The sequence below is a fragment of the Streptomyces sp. 351MFTsu5.1 genome, assembly GCF_000383655.1.
GTDB classification, from domain to species: Bacteria; Actinomycetota; Actinomycetes; order Streptomycetales; family Streptomycetaceae; genus Streptomyces; species Streptomyces griseorubiginosus.
In genome coordinates, this window is record NZ_KB911779.1 from 335,293 (window position 1) to 351,447 (window position 16,155).

The following is a 16,155-nucleotide window of genomic DNA, read 5'->3' on the forward strand; positions in this document are numbered from 1 at the left end:
GCAGCCCGTCACCCCTGGAAGGGGAGGGGGTGGGGTTTTCCCCAGCACCTCGCGGCGGTCCACCTCATGGCGCACGGGCCTCTCGCCCGGCACGCTAGCGCATATGACCGAACGCCAATCGTCCCCGAGCCGTGCCGTGACCACCGGCAGAGACGGCGGAACCGACGACGGCCGGCCGCCGCCGGCCCGTCTCGCCTACGACGTGCACACGTGGAAGGAGATCGCGCACCTTCTGGCCAACCTGCCCGTGTCGGTCTTCGGATTCGTCTACGTCGTGACGGTGCTGTTCACCGGTTTCTGGCTGACCGTGACGGTGATCGGATTCCCGCTGCTGGCGGCCGGTCTGCTGGGCGCGCGGCAGCTCGGCAAGCTGGAGCGGGCGCGGGCCCGGGCGCTGCTGGGCGTGCGGGTGGACGAGCCGAGCCGGCTGCCGTGGCGCACCGGGAACGGCGGCAACGGCTTCTTCGCCCAGCTGTGGATGGGTTTGAAGGACCCCGTGGGCTGGCGGACGGTGCTGTACGACTTCATCCGGCTGCCGTGGGGCGTGCTGACCTTCACGATCACGCTGACGTCGCTGTTCGTGCTGTGGCCGGTGCTGCCGTTCATCGCCCGGGGCCTCGCCAACGTGGACCGGGCGATGGTGCGGGGACTTCTGTCGCCCTCCGACGAGCTGGAACGCCGTATCGCGGAACTGGAGTCGGACCGCGGGGTCGTGGTCGACACGGCCGCCGCCGATCTGCGGCGGATCGAGCGCGATCTGCACGACGGGGCGCAGGCCCGGCTGGTGAACCTGGCCATGGGGCTCGGTCTCGCGAAGGAGAAGCTCCTGGAGGACCCGGAGTACGCGCAGGCGATGGTCGCGGAGGCGCACGGTGAGGTGAAGCTGGCGCTCCAGGAGCTGCGGGATCTGGCGCGGGGCATCCATCCCGCCGTACTGACCGACCGCGGGCTCGACGCCGCCCTGTCCTCGGTCGCCTCGCGCTGCACGGTGCCGGTGAAGGTGACCGCCGACCTGGACGCGCGGCCGGTCCAGGCGATCGAGGGGATCGCCTACTTCACCGTCTCGGAGCTGCTCCAGAACATCAGCAAGCACAGCGGGGCGCGGTCGGCGTCGGTCGACGTGTGGCGGGCGGAGAACCGGCTGCTCATCCAGGTGTGGGACGACGGCCGCGGCGGGGCCCGGCTCGACGGCGGCACCGGTATGCGGGGCCTTGCGGAGCGACTGGACGCGGTCGACGGGCTGTTCGTCATCGACTCGCCGCCGGGCGGGCCGACGGTCGTCACGGCGGAGCTGCCGTGGCGGGACCGGGCGCCGGGCGAGAGGTAGGGAAAACCCCCCTTCCAAGACGCCGACGGCCTCCATGGTCCGTCGACCTGCGGCGCAGCAGGGTGGAACCAGGACGACACCACATGCTCGGGCGAGAGAAGAAGGACGACGTCGATGGCCACGGACTACGGGTACGACAGTGGGCTCGGGTTCCCCGAGACGGTTCGGCGGCACCGGGTGCCGGCGGGGCTGCGGGCGCCGTTCGAGGGGCGGACCTGGCGGGAGTTCGGCTATGTGCTGCTGAGCCTGCCGATCAGCATCCTGATGTTCACCTACGCCGTCACGATGGTCTCGCTGGGCGCCGGACTGCTCGTGACCTTCCTCGGCATCCCGGTCTTCGCGGCGGGGCTCGCCGGGTGCCGTGGGCTCGGGGCGCTGGAGCGGGCCCGGGCGCGGGGCCTGCTGGGCCTGGAGGTCGCGGACCCGGAGCCGCTCCGGACGCGGGGCTCCGGGTTCATGGCGTGGATCGGGGCGGTGCTCAAGAGCGGCACGTCCTGGCGGACGCTGCTGTACTCCGTGCTGCACCTGCCGTGGGCGCTGTTCTCGTTCGTCGTCGCGGTGAACTTCTGGGTGTACGGCTGGGCGCTGCTGACGTATCCGCTGTGGTTCTGGGTCTTCCCGGCGTACGCCGGTCAGGACGGGCTTCAGCTGTACGGCGACCAGACCCACAGCGTCTACCTGGACAACCCGTTCGAGATCGGGGTGACCGCGCTGGTGGGGCTGTTGTTCACGCTGGCCACGCCGTGGATCGTACGGGCGCTGACGACGGTGGACCGGGTGATGGTGCACGGGCTGCTGGGGCCGACCCGGCTGTCGGCGCGGGTGGTGGAGCTGGAGTCGGACCGGGGGGTCGTGGTGGACACGGCGGCCGCCGATCTGCGGCGGATCGAACGCGATCTGCACGACGGTGCGCAGGCCCGGCTGGTGGCGCTGGCGATGGACCTGGGGCTCGCGAAGGAGAAGCTCACGGAGGATCCGCAGGCGGCGGCGCGGATGGTGGACGAGGCGCACGGTGAGGTGAAGACGGCGCTTCAGGAGCTGCGGGATCTGGCACGGGGGATCCATCCCGCCGTGCTGACGGACCGGGGGCTGGATGCGGCGCTGTCCTCGGTGGCCTCGCGCTGCACGGTTCCGGTGCAGGTGGAGGTGGACCTGCCGTCGCGGCCGGCGCCGGCGATCGAGGGGATCGCGTACTTCACGGTGTCGGAGCTGTTGCAGAACGTCAGCAAGCACGCACGGGCCACGGGGGCGGCGGTTGACGTGTGGCGGGTGGAGGACCGGCTGCTGCTCCAGGTGGTGGACAACGGGGTGGGCGGGGCCGACGTGTCCGCGGGGTCCGGGCTTGCGGGGCTCGCGGAGCGGCTGGACGCGGTGGACGGGATCCTGGTGGTGGACTCGCCGGCCGGGGGGCCCACTCGGGTGACCGCGGAGCTGCCGTGGCGGGGGGATCGGGTGTGACGGGTTGTGCGTGACGGGGGCGGTGGGGGTTCGCCCCGGGGGTTCGCCTCCCGCCGCCCCCGCACCCCGCACCCTGGCGGCTCCGCCCCCAGACCCCCGTCGGCCCTGAAGGGGCCTCGTCCTCGAACGCCGGACAGGCTGACAGGGCCTGGACCGGCGTTCCGGATGCGCGGTCCGTTCGATTTTCGAATAAGGGGCCCCTAATCCCGTTGCCCACCCCCCTCCGCATCCGAATGCTGGAATGCTGGACCTGTTCAGTGGACGGGCAGGCAGTGGGCTGGGGGGCCGAAGGTCGTGGAGGACAGGGTGCGGGTGGTCATCGCCGAGGATTCGGTGCTGCTGAGGGAGGGCCTGACCCGGTTGCTGACCGACCGCGGGCACGACGTCGTGGCCGGTGTGGGGGACGGTGACGCGCTGGTCAAGACCATCGGCGAGCTGGCCGACCAGGGCGAGCTGCCCGACGTGGTGGTCGCCGATGTGCGGATGCCTCCGACACACACCGACGAAGGTGTGCGAGCCGCCGTGCAACTGCGCAAGACACATCCCGGGCTCGGGGTACTCGTCCTGTCGCAGTACGTGGAGGAGCGGTACGCCACCGAGCTGCTGGCCGGGTCCAGCCGTGGGGTGGGGTACCTGCTCAAGGACCGGGTCGCGGAGGTGCGTGAGTTCGTGGACGCGGTGGTGCGGGTCGCCCAGGGCGGTACCGCTCTCGACCCCGAGGTGGTCGCCCAGCTGCTGGGACGCAGCCGTAAGCAGGACGTGCTCGCCCATCTCACGCCCCGGGAGCGGGAGGTCCTCGGGCTCATGGCCGAGGGGCGGACCAACTCCGCGATCGCCCGCCAGCTGGTCGTCAGCGACGGGGCCGTGGAGAAGCACGTGAGCAACATCTTCCTGAAGCTCGGACTGTCCCCGAGCGACGGGGACCACCGGCGGGTGCTGGCCGTGCTCACCTATCTGAACTCATGAGCTCCTGACACTGTGTCAGAAACTGGCGGAACCAGAACCGCGGGACGTGAGGGAGCGTCTTCAGGGAAGCGTCGGAGGTCGAGCAAATGGTGACAAGTCAGGGCGCCGTATCGTCTCAAAACCACGTCCATCATGCGAATGGCCGAGGGAAGAGAACCCCACGGTCGTAGGGTTGATCCAGGGAAGGCCTGCGGGAAGGCCGCTCCCGAACAGCCGCCTCGAGGGAGGTCCAGTTCAGTGACCAGCCAGGTCAGCAGCCCAGCGGAACAGGCCGACGAAACCGTCGTGGGAGAGCAGCGCAAAGAGCCGGGCGCGAAGGATGTCCGCCGTCTCGACCGGGTGATCATTCGTTTCGCGGGGGACTCCGGTGACGGTATGCAGCTCACCGGTGACCGTTTCACCTCGGAAACGGCGTCCTTCGGCAACGACCTGTCCACCCTTCCCAACTTCCCCGCCGAGATCCGGGCCCCTGCCGGGACCCTGCCGGGCGTGTCATCCTTCCAGCTGCACTTCGCCGACCACGACATCCTCACGCCGGGTGACGCGCCGAACGTGCTCGTGGCCATGAACCCGGCCGCCCTCAAGGCGAACATCGCCGATCTGCCGCGCGGCGCGGAGATCATCGTCAACACGGACGAGTTCACCAAACGGGCGATGCAGAAAGTGGGGTATGCGCAGAGCCCCTTGGAAGACGGTTCCCTCGACGGCTACAGCCTTCATCCCGTCCCTCTGACCACGCTGACCGTCGAGGCACTCAAGGATTTCGACCTCAGCCGCAAGGAGGCCGAGCGCAGCAAGAACATGTTCGCGCTCGGCCTCCTGTCGTGGATGTACCACCGGCCCACCGAGGGCACGGAGAAGTTCCTGCGGACCAAGTTCGCGAAGAAGCCGGAGATCGCCGAGGCGAACCTGGCGGCCTACCGGGCGGGCTGGAACTTCGGTGAGACCACCGAGGACTTCGCGGTCTCCTACGAGATCGCGCCCGCCACCAAGGCCTTCCCGGTCGGCACCTACCGCAACATCTCCGGGAACCTCGCGCTGTCCTACGGGCTGGTCGCCGCGTCCCGCCAGGCGGACCTGCCGCTGTTCCTGGGCTCGTACCCGATCACCCCGGCCTCGGACATCCTGCACGAGCTGAGCAAGCACAAGAACTTCGGCGTCCGGACCTTCCAGGCCGAGGACGAGATCGCGGGCATCGGCGCGGCGCTGGGGGCGGCCTTCGGCGGGTCGCTGGCCGTCACCACCACGAGCGGCCCCGGTGTGGCGCTGAAGTCGGAGACCATCGGCCTCGCCGTCTCCCTGGAGCTGCCGCTCCTGGTGATCGACATCCAGCGCGGCGGTCCGTCGACCGGGCTGCCGACCAAGACCGAGCAGGCGGACCTCCTCCAGGCGATGTTCGGGCGCAACGGCGAGGCGCCGGTGCCGATCGTCGCCCCCCGCACCCCGGCCGACTGCTTCGACGCGGCTCTGGAGGCGGCCCGGATCGCGCTGACGTACCGCACGCCGGTGATGCTGCTCTCGGACGGCTACCTGGCCAACGGCTCCGAGCCCTGGCGGATCCCGGAGCTGGACGAACTCCCGGATCTGACCGTGCAGTTCGCGCAGGGCCCGAATCACACCCTGGACGACGGCACCGAGGTCTTCTGGCCCTACAAGCGGGACCCGCAGACCCTGGCCCGCCCCTGGGCGGTGCCCGGCACCCCCGGCCTCGAACACCGCATCGGCGGCATCGAGAAGGAGGACGGGACCGGCAACATCTCCTACGCCCCGGCCAACCACGACTTCATGGTCCGCACCCGCCAGGCCAAGATCGACGGGATCGACGTACCGGATCTCGAGGTCGACGACCCGCACGAGGCGCGCACGCTGGTCCTGGGCTGGGGGTCGACGTACGGGCCCATCACGGCGGCGGTACGGCGGCTGCGGACAGCCGGTGAGTCGATCGCGCAGGCCCATCTGCGCCACCTCAACCCCTTCCCGCGCAACCTGGGCGCGGTGCTGAAGGCGTACGACAAGGTCGTGATCCCCGAGATGAACCTCGGGCAGCTCGCCACGCTGGTGCGGGCGAAGTACCTGGTCGACGCGCACAGCTACAACCAGGTCAACGGCATGCCGTTCAAGGCCGAACAGCTCGCCACGGCTCTCAAGGAGGCCATCGATGGCTGAGACGTCCACGGAAGGCTCGGGCACGATCGAGGCACTCTCGCTGGTCCCCAAGGCCGAGGGGCGCCAGAGCATGAAGGACTTCAAGAGCGACCAGGAGGTCCGCTGGTGCCCCGGCTGCGGTGACTACGCGATCCTCGCGGCGGTCCAGGGCTTCATGCCGGAGCTGGGGCTGGCCAAGGAGAACATCGTCTTCGTCTCGGGCATCGGCTGCTCGTCGCGGTTCCCGTACTACATGAACACGTACGGCATGCACTCGATCCACGGTCGGGCGCCGGCGATCGCGACGGGCCTCGCCGCCTCGCGCCGGGATCTGTCGGTGTGGGTGGTGACGGGGGACGGGGACGCGCTGTCGATCGGCGGCAACCACCTGATCCACGCCCTGCGCCGCAACGTCAACCTGAAGATCCTGCTGTTCAACAACCGGATCTACGGCCTGACGAAGGGGCAGTACTCCCCCACCTCCGAGGTCGGCAAGATCACGAAGTCGACGCCGATGGGGTCGCTGGACGCACCGTTCAACCCGGTGTCCCTGGCGATCGGCGCGGAGGCGTCCTTCGTGGCCCGCACGGTCGACTCGGACCGCAAGCACCTCACGTCGGTGCTGCGGGCGGCCGCCGCCCACTCCGGCACGGCCCTGATCGAGATCTACCAGAACTGCAACATCTTCAACGACGGAGCCTTCGAGGCCCTCAAGGACAACCAGCAGGCCGAGGAGGCGGTGATCCGCCTGGAGCACGGGCAGCCGATCCGCTTCGGCGCGGACCTGTCCAAGGGAGTGGTCCGGGACGCGGCGACGGGTGACCTGAAGGTGGTGCCGGTGACACCGTCGAACGAGGCGCAGATCCTCGTCCACGACGCGCATGCATCGTCTCCGACGACCGCTTTCGCCCTGTCCCGCCTGGCCGACCCGGACACGCTCCACCACACCCCGATCGGCGTTCTGCGCTCGGTGGACCGGCCGGTGTACGACACGCAGATGGCGGACCAGTTGGATACGGCCATCGAGCAGAACGGCAAGGGGGATCTGGGGGCGCTGCTGGCGGGTGGGGACACCTGGACGGTGGTGGGCTGACCCGCCGCACGCGCACAGGACCCGGCGTACGCACACAGGAAGGGCTCGGACGCTTCTCGGCGTCCGGGCCCTTCGGCGTTCCCGCAGGCGGTGGGGTCAGGGCTGCTTCTTGGCCGTGTCGTACCTCTCCCGCGCCTCCTGCACCGCGTCCATCCGCCTCGCCGTCCACTCCGCCAGGCCCCGTACCTGTTCCGCTGCCTCGCGGCCCAGGCCGGTGAGGGAGTAGTCGACTCTCGGGGGGATCACGGGCTTGGCGTCGCGGTGGACCAGGCCGTCCCGCTCCAGGGTCTGGAGGGTCTGCGTCAGCATCTTCTCGCTGACGCGGCCGATCGCCCTGCGGAGCTCGCTGAAGCGGTAGGGGCGGTCGAGGAGCTGCAACAGGACCAGGACGCCCCAGCGGCTGGTCACGTGTTCCAGGACGAGGCGGTGGGGGCACATCGCCTCGCCCTGCGCCGCCGTGACCTCCGGGAGGAGGTTCTCCGTACTTACCGACATGCAAGTACCTTACTTCAAAGTGGGTACTTTCGCAGAGTTAGCGCCTCCCCTAGGGTTAGTGCCAACCGCACCCCACAAGGAGATCGCAGACCATGAGCATCGTCGTCACCGGAGCCACCGGACACCTCGGCCGTCACGTCGTGGAGCAGCTGCTGGAGAAGGTTCCCGCCGAGCAGGTCACCGCCGTCGTCCGCAGCCCGGAGAAGGCCGCCGACTTCGCGGCGAAGGGCGTGAAGATAGCCGTCGCCGACTACAACAGCCCCGAGACCTTCGACACCGTCTTCGCGGCCGGCGACAAGGTGCTGCTGATCTCCGGCAACGAGTTCGACAAGGGCCGCCCGGCCCAGCACCAGGTCGTCATCGACGCCGCCAAGGCCGCGGGCGTGGCCCTCCTCGCGTACACCAGCGCCCCCGGCCCCCTGAGCGCCGCGCTCGCCGACGACCACCGGGCCACCGAGGAGGCCCTGCTCGCCTCCGGCCTGCCCTACTCGCTGCTGCGCAACGGCTGGTACAACGAGAACTACACCGAGAACCTCGCCCCCGTCCTGGAGTACAACGCGGTCGTCCAGGCCGCCGGTGACGGTCGCGTCTCCTCCGCCTCGCGCGCCGACTACGCGGCCGCCGCCGTGGCCGTCCTGACCGGTGAGGGTCACGAGAACTCGACGTACGAGCTCGGCGGCGACGAGGCCTGGAGCTTCGCCGAGTACGCGGCCGAGCTCAGCAAGCAGACCGGCAAGGAGATCGCCTACAACGCCGTCCCCGTCGAGGCCTACACCGAGATCCTGACCGGTGCCGGGCTGCCCGCCCCCTTCGCCGCGGTCCTCGCCGGGGTCGACGCCTCCATCGAGAAGGGCGAGCTGGTCGTCACCTCCGGTGACCTCTCCCGCCTGACCGGCCGCCCGACCACCCCGATCGCCACGTCGATCGAGGCCGCGCTCAAGGGCTGACCCCCTCCCGGCGGGTCCGCGGCACTCCACCCCCCGCCTGTCATGACCGTATGGCGATACGGGCATGACAGGCGGGGGTGCTCGGCGTTACCTTCGTGCAGGCGAGGAGAGTGCGACGAGGAGGGTCCCGTGAAGTCGAGAGGCGAGCGGCACATAGGTCTGCTGAACGGCTTCGCCGCGTACGGCATGTGGGGGCTTGTGCCCCTGTTCTGGCCGCTCCTCAAGCCCGCCGGGGCCGGCGAGATCCTGGCCCACCGGATGGTGTGGTCGCTCGCCTTCGTCGCCGTCGCGCTCGTTTTCGTACGGCGCTGGGCCTGGGCCGGTGAGCTGCTGCGGCAGCCGCGCAGACTGGCGCTGATCACCGTGGCCGCCGCCGTGATCACCGTGAACTGGGGCGTCTACATCTGGGCCGTGAACTCCGGCCATGTGGTCGAGGCCTCGCTCGGGTACTTCATCAACCCCCTCGTCACCATCGCGATGGGCGTGCTGCTGCTCAAGGAACGGCTACGGCGCGTGCAGTGGGCGGCGGTCGGGGTCGGTGCCGCCGCGGTGCTGGTCCTGACGATCGGGTACGGGCGGCCGCCGTGGATCTCCCTCACGCTCGCCTTCTCCTTCGCCACCTACGGCCTGGTCAAGAAGAAGGTCAACCTCGGGGGCGTGGAGTCGCTGGCCGCCGAGACCGCGATCCAGTTCCTGCCCGCGCTCGGCTATCTGCTGTGGCTGAGCAGCCGGGACGAGCTCAGCTTCTCCACCGAGGGCCCCGGACACGCGGCGCTGCTCGCCTCCACCGGCATCGTCACCGCGCTCCCCCTGGTCTGCTTCGGCGCCGCCGCGATCCGCGTGCCGCTGTCCACCCTGGGGCTGCTCCAGTACATGGCCCCGGTCTTCCAGTTCCTGCTCGGCATCCTCTACTTCCACGAGGCGATGCCGCCCGAGCGCTGGGCTGGGTTCGCGCTGGTCTGGCTGGCGCTGACGCTGCTCACCTGGAACGCCCTGCGCACCGCGCGGACGCTCAGGAGGGAGAGCGCGAGGCCCGGCGCCCTGGTCGGTGCCGGGCCGAGGGCGGAGAGCCCGGCCTCGGGTCCGGAGAGCCCGGCCTCAGGTCCGCAGGTCGCGGCCTCGGGTCCGGAGGTCGCGGCCTCGGGTCCGGAGGTCCTGGACTCGCCCGCCGCGAGGCCGTAGCGGGGGCGGTGTCAGTGGGCACCGCTATAAGTGACGGTATGACACCCGTGCACTGGAAAGTCGTGATCGACGCCGAGGACCCGCACGCCCAGGCCGACTTCTGGGCCGCCGCGCTGCACTACGAGAGCGAGGACAACGACGCCCTGATCCAGCGGCTGCTGGAGCTCGGTGCCCTGCCGCGTGAGGCCACCGTGGAGTACCACGCCCGGCTGGCCTTCCGGGACCTGGTCGCTGTACGGCACCCGGACGATCCGTACGACAAGGACAGCGGTACCGGTCTGGGGCGGCGGCTGCTCTTCCAGCGGGTGCCGGAGCCGAAGACCGTCAAGAACCGGCTCCATCTGGACCTGCATCCCGGGGAGGGCAGACGGGCGGCCGAGGTGGAGCGGCTGACGGGGCTCGGGGCGAGCGTGCTGAACGAGGTGAGCGGGCCCTCGGGGGCCTGGGTCGTCATGCAGGACCCGGAGGGGAACGAGTTCTGCGTCCACTGAGGCGTTCACGTTCGCGTTCCCGCCCGGCGAACCGGTGTCCGAACTCCGTGACCGAATACCGCCCTTGACGGTGAGTCAACATCAGCTTCACCATCCAGGCACCATTCGCTGTGGAGTTCCTGTGACGTCAGGGACTCCCATGGAATTCGGAGCCCCCCACATGAAGCTCTCGGTTCCCGGGCGCGTCACGGCCACCGCCGTCGCCGCCACCGTCTCCCTCCTGGCCGGCGGATCCATAGCCGGCGCGGCCCCCGCGGGAACATCCGCGGTGGCCGCGGCCCCGGACATCCCGGTGGCCAACGTGAAGGCGCACCTGACCCAGCTCCAGTCCATCGCCACCGCCAACGGCGGCAACCGCGCGCACGGCCGCACCGGTTACAAGGCCTCGCTCGACTATGTGAAGGCCAAGCTGGACGCCGCCGGATTCACCACGACCGTCCAGCAGTTCACGTCCTCGAGCCGCACCGGGTACAACCTGATCGCCGACTGGCCCGGCGGCGACACCAACCAGGTGGTGATGTCCGGCTCGCACCTCGACAGCGTGACGGCGGGCGCGGGCATCAACGACAACGGCTCCGGTTCGGCGGCCGTCCTCGAGACCGCGCTGGCGGTGTCCCGGGCGGGCTTCCACCCCACCAAGCACCTGCGGTTCGCGTGGTGGGGAGCGGAGGAACTCGGCATGGTGGGGTCCAAGTACTACGTCAACAGCCTGTCGACGGCGAACCGCTCGAAGATCAGCGGCTACCTCAACTTCGACATGATCGGCTCGCCGAACCCGGGTTACTTCGTCTACGACGACGACCCGGGCATCGAGAAGACCTTCAAGGAGTACTACGCCGGCATCGGCGTCCCGACCGAGATCGAGACCGAGGGCGACGGCCGCTCCGACCACGCGCCCTTCAAGAACGCGGGCGTTCCGGTGGGCGGACTGTTCAGCGGGGCGGACTACATCAAGACGGCGGCGCAGGCGGCCAAGTGGGGCGGGACCTCGGGGCGGGCCTTCGACCGCTGCTACCACTCGTCGTGCGACACGACGGCCAACATCGACGACACCGCGCTGGACCGCAACAGTGACGCGGTGGCGTACGCGGTGTGGGGGTTGTCCCAGTAACAGGGCCTCCTGGTTCCGTGCGGGTCTAGGAGTCGGCTTTCCGGGCGCGTTCCGCGAGGCGGAGCATGCGGGAGCGGGCCGACTCCAGCCTGTCCGGTTCACCGGCCGCCGGGCCTTCCCCGGCGGCCATCTCCGTCCACAGCGCGAGCAGGTCGCTGCCGAGGGCCAGGCCTCGTGACGGATCCCGTACGGCCTTCCACGCGGTGACCGCGCTCTGCACGTTGCCGTAGGCCGACTCGGCGTCTCCGGCGCGGTGGTGGATGCCGGCGAGGTCGAGGGAGATCACCGCGGCCTGTTCCGGCTCGCCGCCCAAGTAGGCGATGTACGCGGCGAGTTCACGCACCCGCAGTACATCGGGGTGCTCTTCGCCGAGGGTCCGCGACGCCTCGGCCACCACGTCCTGGGCCAGCTCCGCGGCGACCTCCGTCCGCCCCTCCCGCACGGCCGCGCTGATCCGCTCCACGGGCTCCCCGAGCGCCGCCGTGTCCTCGACGACCAGCCCCTCCCCCATCACGGCCTCGGCCACCGCGTCGAACCCCCGCACGGGGGCCGGCTGGGGGTCGGGGTCGTCGAGGAGAGGGACGGGGGTGAGGAGGGGGGCGGAACGGGGGGTGGAGCCGGCTGACGGCAGGGGGGTGGCGGTGAGGTCGGTCGGGGGGAGGGGGGCGGGTCGGGTGTCGGTGGGGGGTGGAGCGGGGGTCGTCGGGGGACGGGGCGTCGGGGTGTAGGCGGAGTGGGGGGAGGCGAGGGGCTCGGCGGCGGATGCGGGGCGCGCGTCCATGACGGGGGGCGGGCCGAACGCGCCGGTGGGGGGTACGGCGGTGCCGGGGGGCGGGGCCGGGACGGGAGCCGGGGTGTTCGCCGCGCTGGACGGCCGCGTGTCCTGGACTTGTCGTAGCACTTGCGTGGGAGCCGGTTCGACGTCCGACGGCTGGGGCACGGAGAGCTTCCGCATCCGGAAGGTGGCGTCGGCCTCCCGCTCGGGCTCGCGGTCGTACGGCCCAGGTGCGGCGGACGGCTCGGGCTCGCGGTCGTACGCAGCGGGTGTGGCGAGGGGCTCGGACACGGGGCCGTGCGAAGCGGGTGCACCGGCATCCCCGGATACACGGCCGTACGGCCCAGGTGCGGCGGACGGCTCGGGCTCGTCGCGGTCGTACCGCCCAGGCGCGGCGGAAGGGGCCGGCTCGCCGTCGTACGGCGCAGGGGCTCCCCCGGCCCCTGTCACCCGATCGTGCGAAGCCGGCGCGGTGGAGGATTCGGTCGCCCGGCCCGTCGACGGAGCAACACCCGCTCCCCCGGTCCCGGACCCTGGCGGGGATTCCGGCCCTGGTGTCGTCGGGAGGAGGATCGGGCCGGACGGTGCCTCGAAGGGCTTCGGCGTTTCGGGGGCCGGTTCCTCGTGCCGGGGCATGCGGACCGGCTCCGCGGTGAAGCGGCTGGAGCCGTCCGTGGTGATCTCCAGGGGGACCACGTAGCCGATGCGGGCGTCGTGGACCGTGGCGTGGACGGGGTGGCCCGTGGAGAGGGCGAGGTGGTGGAGGTGGGTCAGGACGGCCTGGTGGAGTTCCTCGCCCGGCGGCGCGGTGACCGTCCTTCCGGCCACCGTCGCACACTCGCCCGTCAGCGGGACGCGGACGTCGATCGGGGTCGCCCCCCACTGCTGGTCCCGCTTCTTGTCGCGGCTGAGTCGAGACATCTCATCCCTCACGGTCGTGCACGTACTGTCGAGTCTCTCCGCTCGCCCCCGGTTCTCACGTCACCGTGATGTCACAGGCCTGTTCCAGGAGCCGGGTGCGGGTGGGATGACAGGGTCGGGGCGTGGGCATGCGCACCGGGTACGGCGAAAGGCGGAGAACGTGCAGCACCAGGGACCGGAGATCTGGATCCGCGGACCGGTGACCCCGGCCGGGAGACGGTTCGCGTGGGTCGGTACCCATGGTGGCGCCGGCGTCTCCACCCTGGCCGGCGTCTACGGCGGTCACGACAGCGGACGCGCCTGGCCGGGCCCCGGCGCCCCGACCTCCGTGCTGCTCGTCGCCCGGACCCACGCCACCGGCCTGATCGCCGCCCACCGCGCCCTGGAGGGCTTTCGGCACGGAGAGCATCCGCCGGGCCTGGACCTCGACGCCGTCGTGCTCGTCGCGGACGCCCCCGGACGCCTCCCCCGCCCCCTCGCCGGCCGGATCAAGGAGATCGAGTCGGCGGTCGACGTGTACCGCGTGCCCTGGGTGTCCGACTGGCGTCTCGGCGACCTGAGCGGCAAGCCGCCCCGCGGCACCGAGGCCCTGCTCCGGCTCGTCCGGTCCGCCACCCCCTGACGATCCCCGGCCCCCGCCGCGCGGCCCCTGCCGTGGCTCGCCGTGACTCGCCGTGATTCGCCGTGACTCGCCCTGGACAAGTCAATGCACGCACATATAATGCACGTGCGATTACTTTCCTACGCCGCCCATCCGGGAGATCTTCATGACGCGCCGCTTCCTGTTCGTGCTCGGCAGCAGCCGCAGCGAGGGCAACACCGAGCTGCTGGCCCGCCGGGCCGCCGAGCAACTGCCCCCGGACGTCGAGCAGCAGTGGATCGACCTCGCGACGCATCCGCTGCCCGACTTCGAGGACCTCCGGCACGACACGGACCATGTGCGTCCGACGATCGGCCACACGGCACTGCTCTTCGACGCGACGCTCGCGGCGACGGACATCGTGATCGCCTCGCCGCTGTACTGGTACTCCGTCTCGGCACACGTCAAGCGCTACCTCGACCACTGGTCGGGCTGGCTGCGCACCCCGGGTGCCGACTTCAAGGCGACCATGGCGGGGCGGACGCTGTGGGGGGTCACCGCCCTGGCCCACGAGGAGTTCGACGTCGCCGACCCGCTCGTCGGCACCCTGAACAACTCGGCCGCGTACATGGGGATGCGCTTCGGCGGGGTGCTGCTCGGCAACGGCAGCAAGCCCGGTGACGTCCTGAAGGACACCGAGGCCCTCACCCGCGCGAAGACGTTCTTCGAGCAGGAGGCCCCGCTCGCGCGGTTCCCCTACGAGCAGCTCACGCCGTGATGTCCTTCGCCGTGAACCTCGCCCACGCGGCCGAGCCGAACACCGCCGCGTACAGCGCCTGGAGGCCGAGGTTCTTCACCAGGTCGTCCCAGTAGACCGGTTCCCGCATGAGGTCGGCGAAGGACAGCCAGTAGTGGGAGAAGAAGTACGGCTGGAGGGCGTGGAGCTGGGGGATCTGGTCGAGGATCTGGACCGTGATCAGCAGGCCGACCGTGGTGGCCATCGCCGCGATGCCGCTGTTCGTGAGCGTCGAGACGAACAGACCCAGGGCCGCCACGCCGACCAGTGACGCGGCCACCACCAGGGCGATCAGCAGAGCCCTTCCGAGTCCCTCCGTGAAGGTGATCCGGGTTCCGGAGATCGTGGTGAGGTCGCCCAGCGGGAAAAGGAGGGCGCCCGTCGCCAGCGCCGAGGTCGCGACCACGAGGGTGGCGACCAGGCAGAACGTCATCACCGTCGCGTATTTGGTCAGCAGCAGGCGGGTGCGGCCGGCGGGGGCGACCAGGAGGTAGCGGAGGGTGCCGGCGTTGGCCTCGCCCGCGATCGCGTCGCCCGCGATGACGCCGATGGCCATGGGGAGGAAGAAGGGGAGGGTCGCGGCGAGGGCGGTGAAGACCAGGAACAGGCCGTTGTTGGTGATCTGGGAGATGAAGGCGGGGCCGTTGCCACTGGGGCCGGACGCGGAGTCGCCGCCTGTCTCGATCTTTACCGCGATGCCTACGAGGATCGGGACCGCGGCGAGTACGGCGAGGAGGGCGAGGGTGCGCCAGCGGCGGAAGGTGGTGGTCAGTTCGTTGCGGAAGAGGGTGGCGTAGAAGGTTGTACGGCGGCTCGCGGCTTGTGGGGGCTTGTCGCTCAACTCAGCCTGCGACATCGAAGCCCTCCCCCGTCAGGGCCACGAAGGCGTCCTCCAGGGAGGCGCGTTCCAGGGCGAAGCCACGCACCCTTACGTCCGCCTTCACCAACGCGGCGTTGATGTCGGCCAGTTCGCGGTCCGGGGGTTCGGCCGTCACGCGGTCCTCCTCCAGCACCACATCGCCGACGCCCTGTTCCTTCAGCACCCGCGCCGCCTCCGCCGGGTCCGGCGTCGTCACCACCAGCCTTCCCCTCGCGCCCGCCGCCAGCTCCCCCACCGGGCCCTGGGTGATCAGGCGGCCCTGGGCCATCACGGCCACGTGGGTGCAGACCTGTTCGATCTCGTCGAGGAGGTGGGAGGAGAGGAAGACGGTGGTGCCGTCGGAGGCCAGTTCCCTGACCAGGGAGCGGATCTCGCGCATGCCCTGGGGGTCGAGGCCGTTGGTGGGCTCGTCGAGGACCAGGAGTCTGCGGGGCTGGAGAAGGGCCGCCGCCAGGCCCAGGCGCTGTTTCATGCCCAGCGAGTACGCCTTCGCCTTCTTGCCCGCGGCGGCGGCGAGGCCCACCCGGTCCAGTGCCGCCGCCACCCGGGTGGACCGGGTGCGCGGGTCGGCGGTCGGGTCGGCGGCGTCGTAGCGGACGAGGTTGTCGCGGCCGGAGAGGAAGCCGTACAGGGCCGGGCCCTCGATGAGGGCGCCCACGTGCGGCAGCACGGTCCGGGAGGCACGCGGCATCGGACCGCCCAGGACCCGGGCCGAGCCGGAGGTCGGTGCGATGAGGCCCATCAGCATGCGGATGGTGGTGGTCTTGCCGGAGCCGTTGGGGCCGAGGAAGCCGAAGACGCTGCCCGCCGGGACGGTCAGGTCGAGACCGTCCACGGCGAGCTGTCCGCCGCGGTAGCGCTTGGTGAGGGCGCGGGTGACGATGACGTCGTCACCGGCGCCCTGCGGAGCGCTGTCGTCCGGCCCCTCCGGATGCGGCTCCGTGGCGGACGCTTCGCCCATCGGCTTCCTCGATTCGTCGTGCTGCCG

The 16,155-nt window shown here is 70.7% G+C and carries 15 protein-coding genes; 11 read left to right on the forward strand and 4 right to left on the reverse strand.

Features of this window, described 5'->3' with window-relative positions; translation table 11 throughout:
* The first annotated feature begins 103 nt into the window (after nt 1-103).
* The 5 genes from H295_RS0113605 (at nt 104) to H295_RS0113625 (ending at nt 6,989) form a co-directional block, all read left to right on the forward strand.
* A complete protein-coding gene (locus tag H295_RS0113605) occupies nt 104-1,327 on the forward strand; it encodes a sensor histidine kinase (protein WP_028809329.1) in 1,224 nt (407 codons plus the stop codon).
* A gap of 114 nt (nt 1,328-1,441) precedes the next feature.
* On the forward strand, nt 1,442-2,785 hold the full coding sequence (locus H295_RS0113610) for a sensor histidine kinase (protein ID WP_020135889.1): 1,344 nt from the start codon (nt 1,442-1,444) through the stop codon (nt 2,783-2,785).
* 306 nt (nt 2,786-3,091) lie between these two features.
* Nucleotides 3,092-3,751: a LuxR C-terminal-related transcriptional regulator gene (locus H295_RS0113615; protein ID WP_028809330.1), complete on the forward strand. Its 660-nt coding sequence runs from the start codon at nt 3,092-3,094 to the stop codon at nt 3,749-3,751.
* A 237-nt stretch (nt 3,752-3,988) separates the two neighbouring features.
* Nucleotides 3,989-5,917, forward strand: coding sequence for a 2-oxoacid:acceptor oxidoreductase subunit alpha (locus H295_RS0113620; RefSeq protein WP_020135891.1), 1,929 nt, complete (start codon nt 3,989-3,991; stop codon nt 5,915-5,917).
* Nucleotides 5,910-6,989 (forward strand): 2-oxoacid:ferredoxin oxidoreductase subunit beta, encoded by a 1,080-nt coding sequence (locus H295_RS0113625; protein ID WP_020135892.1) that lies wholly within the window; start codon nt 5,910-5,912, stop codon nt 6,987-6,989. The genes H295_RS0113620 and H295_RS0113625 overlap by 8 nt, the downstream gene beginning before the upstream one ends.
* A 96-nt stretch (nt 6,990-7,085) precedes the next feature.
* Here H295_RS0113625 and H295_RS0113630 read toward each other — a convergent pair whose 3' ends face one another.
* Entirely contained in the window at nt 7,086-7,484 is a 399-nt protein-coding gene (locus H295_RS0113630; RefSeq protein WP_020135893.1) for a winged helix-turn-helix transcriptional regulator, read from the reverse strand.
* Nucleotides 7,485-7,576: 92 nt separating this feature from the next.
* Between H295_RS0113630 and H295_RS0113635 the strand changes: the two genes are divergently transcribed.
* The 4 genes from H295_RS0113635 (at nt 7,577) to H295_RS0113650 (ending at nt 11,215) form a co-directional block, all read left to right on the forward strand.
* Nucleotides 7,577-8,431: an SDR family oxidoreductase gene (locus H295_RS0113635; RefSeq protein ID WP_020135894.1), complete on the forward strand. Its 855-nt coding sequence runs from the start codon at nt 7,577-7,579 to the stop codon at nt 8,429-8,431.
* A gap of 186 nt (nt 8,432-8,617) precedes the next feature.
* Nucleotides 8,618-9,613 carry an EamA family transporter RarD gene (gene rarD, locus H295_RS0113640; protein ID WP_234021609.1) on the forward strand — a complete coding sequence of 332 codons (996 nt, stop codon included), beginning with the start codon at nt 8,618-8,620 and terminating at the stop codon, nt 9,611-9,613.
* A gap of 38 nt (nt 9,614-9,651) precedes the next feature.
* A complete protein-coding gene (locus tag H295_RS0113645; RefSeq protein WP_030327247.1) occupies nt 9,652-10,104 on the forward strand; it encodes a VOC family protein in 453 nt (150 codons plus the stop codon).
* A 160-nt stretch (nt 10,105-10,264) separates the two neighbouring features.
* Complete coding sequence (locus H295_RS0113650; RefSeq protein WP_020135897.1) at nt 10,265-11,215, forward strand: M28 family metallopeptidase; 951 nt, start codon at nt 10,265-10,267, stop codon at nt 11,213-11,215.
* Nucleotides 11,216-11,240: 25 nt separating this feature from the next.
* Here H295_RS0113650 and H295_RS48380 read toward each other — a convergent pair whose 3' ends face one another.
* Complete coding sequence (locus H295_RS48380) at nt 11,241-12,911, reverse strand: tetratricopeptide repeat protein (protein WP_020135898.1); 1,671 nt, start codon at nt 12,909-12,911, stop codon at nt 11,241-11,243.
* Between the two features lie 160 nt (nt 12,912-13,071).
* Between H295_RS48380 and H295_RS0113660 the strand changes: the two genes are divergently transcribed.
* On the forward strand, nt 13,072-13,533 hold the full coding sequence (locus tag H295_RS0113660) for a DUF6668 family protein (RefSeq protein WP_020135899.1): 462 nt from the start codon (nt 13,072-13,074) through the stop codon (nt 13,531-13,533).
* 145 nt (nt 13,534-13,678) lie between these two features.
* Nucleotides 13,679-14,269, forward strand: a complete 591-nt coding sequence (locus H295_RS0113665; protein WP_020135900.1) for a flavodoxin family protein — start codon at nt 13,679-13,681, stop codon at nt 14,267-14,269.
* Here H295_RS0113665 and H295_RS0113670 read toward each other — a convergent pair.
* Together H295_RS0113670 and H295_RS0113675 are read right to left on the reverse strand one after the other, a co-directional pair.
* Nucleotides 14,259-15,143: an ABC transporter permease gene (locus H295_RS0113670; protein ID WP_020135901.1), complete on the reverse strand. Its 885-nt coding sequence runs from the start codon at nt 15,141-15,143 to the stop codon at nt 14,259-14,261. The genes H295_RS0113665 and H295_RS0113670 overlap by 11 nt on opposite strands.
* Nucleotides 15,130-16,128, reverse strand: coding sequence for an ABC transporter ATP-binding protein (locus tag H295_RS0113675; protein WP_020135902.1), 999 nt, complete (start codon nt 16,126-16,128; stop codon nt 15,130-15,132). The genes H295_RS0113670 and H295_RS0113675 overlap by 14 nt, the downstream gene beginning before the upstream one ends.
* Nucleotides 16,129-16,155 lie beyond the last annotated feature (27 nt).

Excerpts from the sequence above, each read along its gene's own strand:
- H295_RS0113630 (WP_020135893.1), bottom strand. The coding sequence starts at position 7,484 with ATGTCGGTAAGTACGGAGAACCTCCTCCCGGAGGTCACGGCGGCGCAG.
- H295_RS0113675 (WP_020135902.1), bottom strand. The coding sequence starts at position 16,128 with ATGGGCGAAGCGTCCGCCACGGAGCCGCATCCGGAGGGGCCGGACGAC.
- H295_RS0113650 (WP_020135897.1), top strand. The coding sequence starts at position 10,265 with ATGAAGCTCTCGGTTCCCGGGCGCGTCACGGCCACCGCCGTCGCCGCC.
- H295_RS0113605 (WP_028809329.1), top strand. The coding sequence starts at position 104 with ATGACCGAACGCCAATCGTCCCCGAGCCGTGCCGTGACCACCGGCAGA.
- H295_RS0113635 (WP_020135894.1), top strand. The coding sequence starts at position 7,577 with ATGAGCATCGTCGTCACCGGAGCCACCGGACACCTCGGCCGTCACGTC.
- H295_RS48380 (WP_020135898.1), bottom strand. The coding sequence starts at position 12,911 with ATGTCTCGACTCAGCCGCGACAAGAAGCGGGACCAGCAGTGGGGGGCG.
- H295_RS0113665 (WP_020135900.1), top strand. The coding sequence starts at position 13,679 with ATGACGCGCCGCTTCCTGTTCGTGCTCGGCAGCAGCCGCAGCGAGGGC.
- H295_RS0113670 (WP_020135901.1), bottom strand. The coding sequence starts at position 15,143 with ATGTCGCAGGCTGAGTTGAGCGACAAGCCCCCACAAGCCGCGAGCCGC.
- H295_RS0113625 (WP_020135892.1), top strand. The coding sequence starts at position 5,910 with ATGGCTGAGACGTCCACGGAAGGCTCGGGCACGATCGAGGCACTCTCG.
- H295_RS0113645 (WP_030327247.1), top strand. The coding sequence starts at position 9,652 with ATGACACCCGTGCACTGGAAAGTCGTGATCGACGCCGAGGACCCGCAC.
- H295_RS0113610 (WP_020135889.1), top strand. The coding sequence starts at position 1,442 with ATGGCCACGGACTACGGGTACGACAGTGGGCTCGGGTTCCCCGAGACG.
- rarD (WP_234021609.1), top strand. The coding sequence starts at position 8,618 with ATGTGGGGGCTTGTGCCCCTGTTCTGGCCGCTCCTCAAGCCCGCCGGG.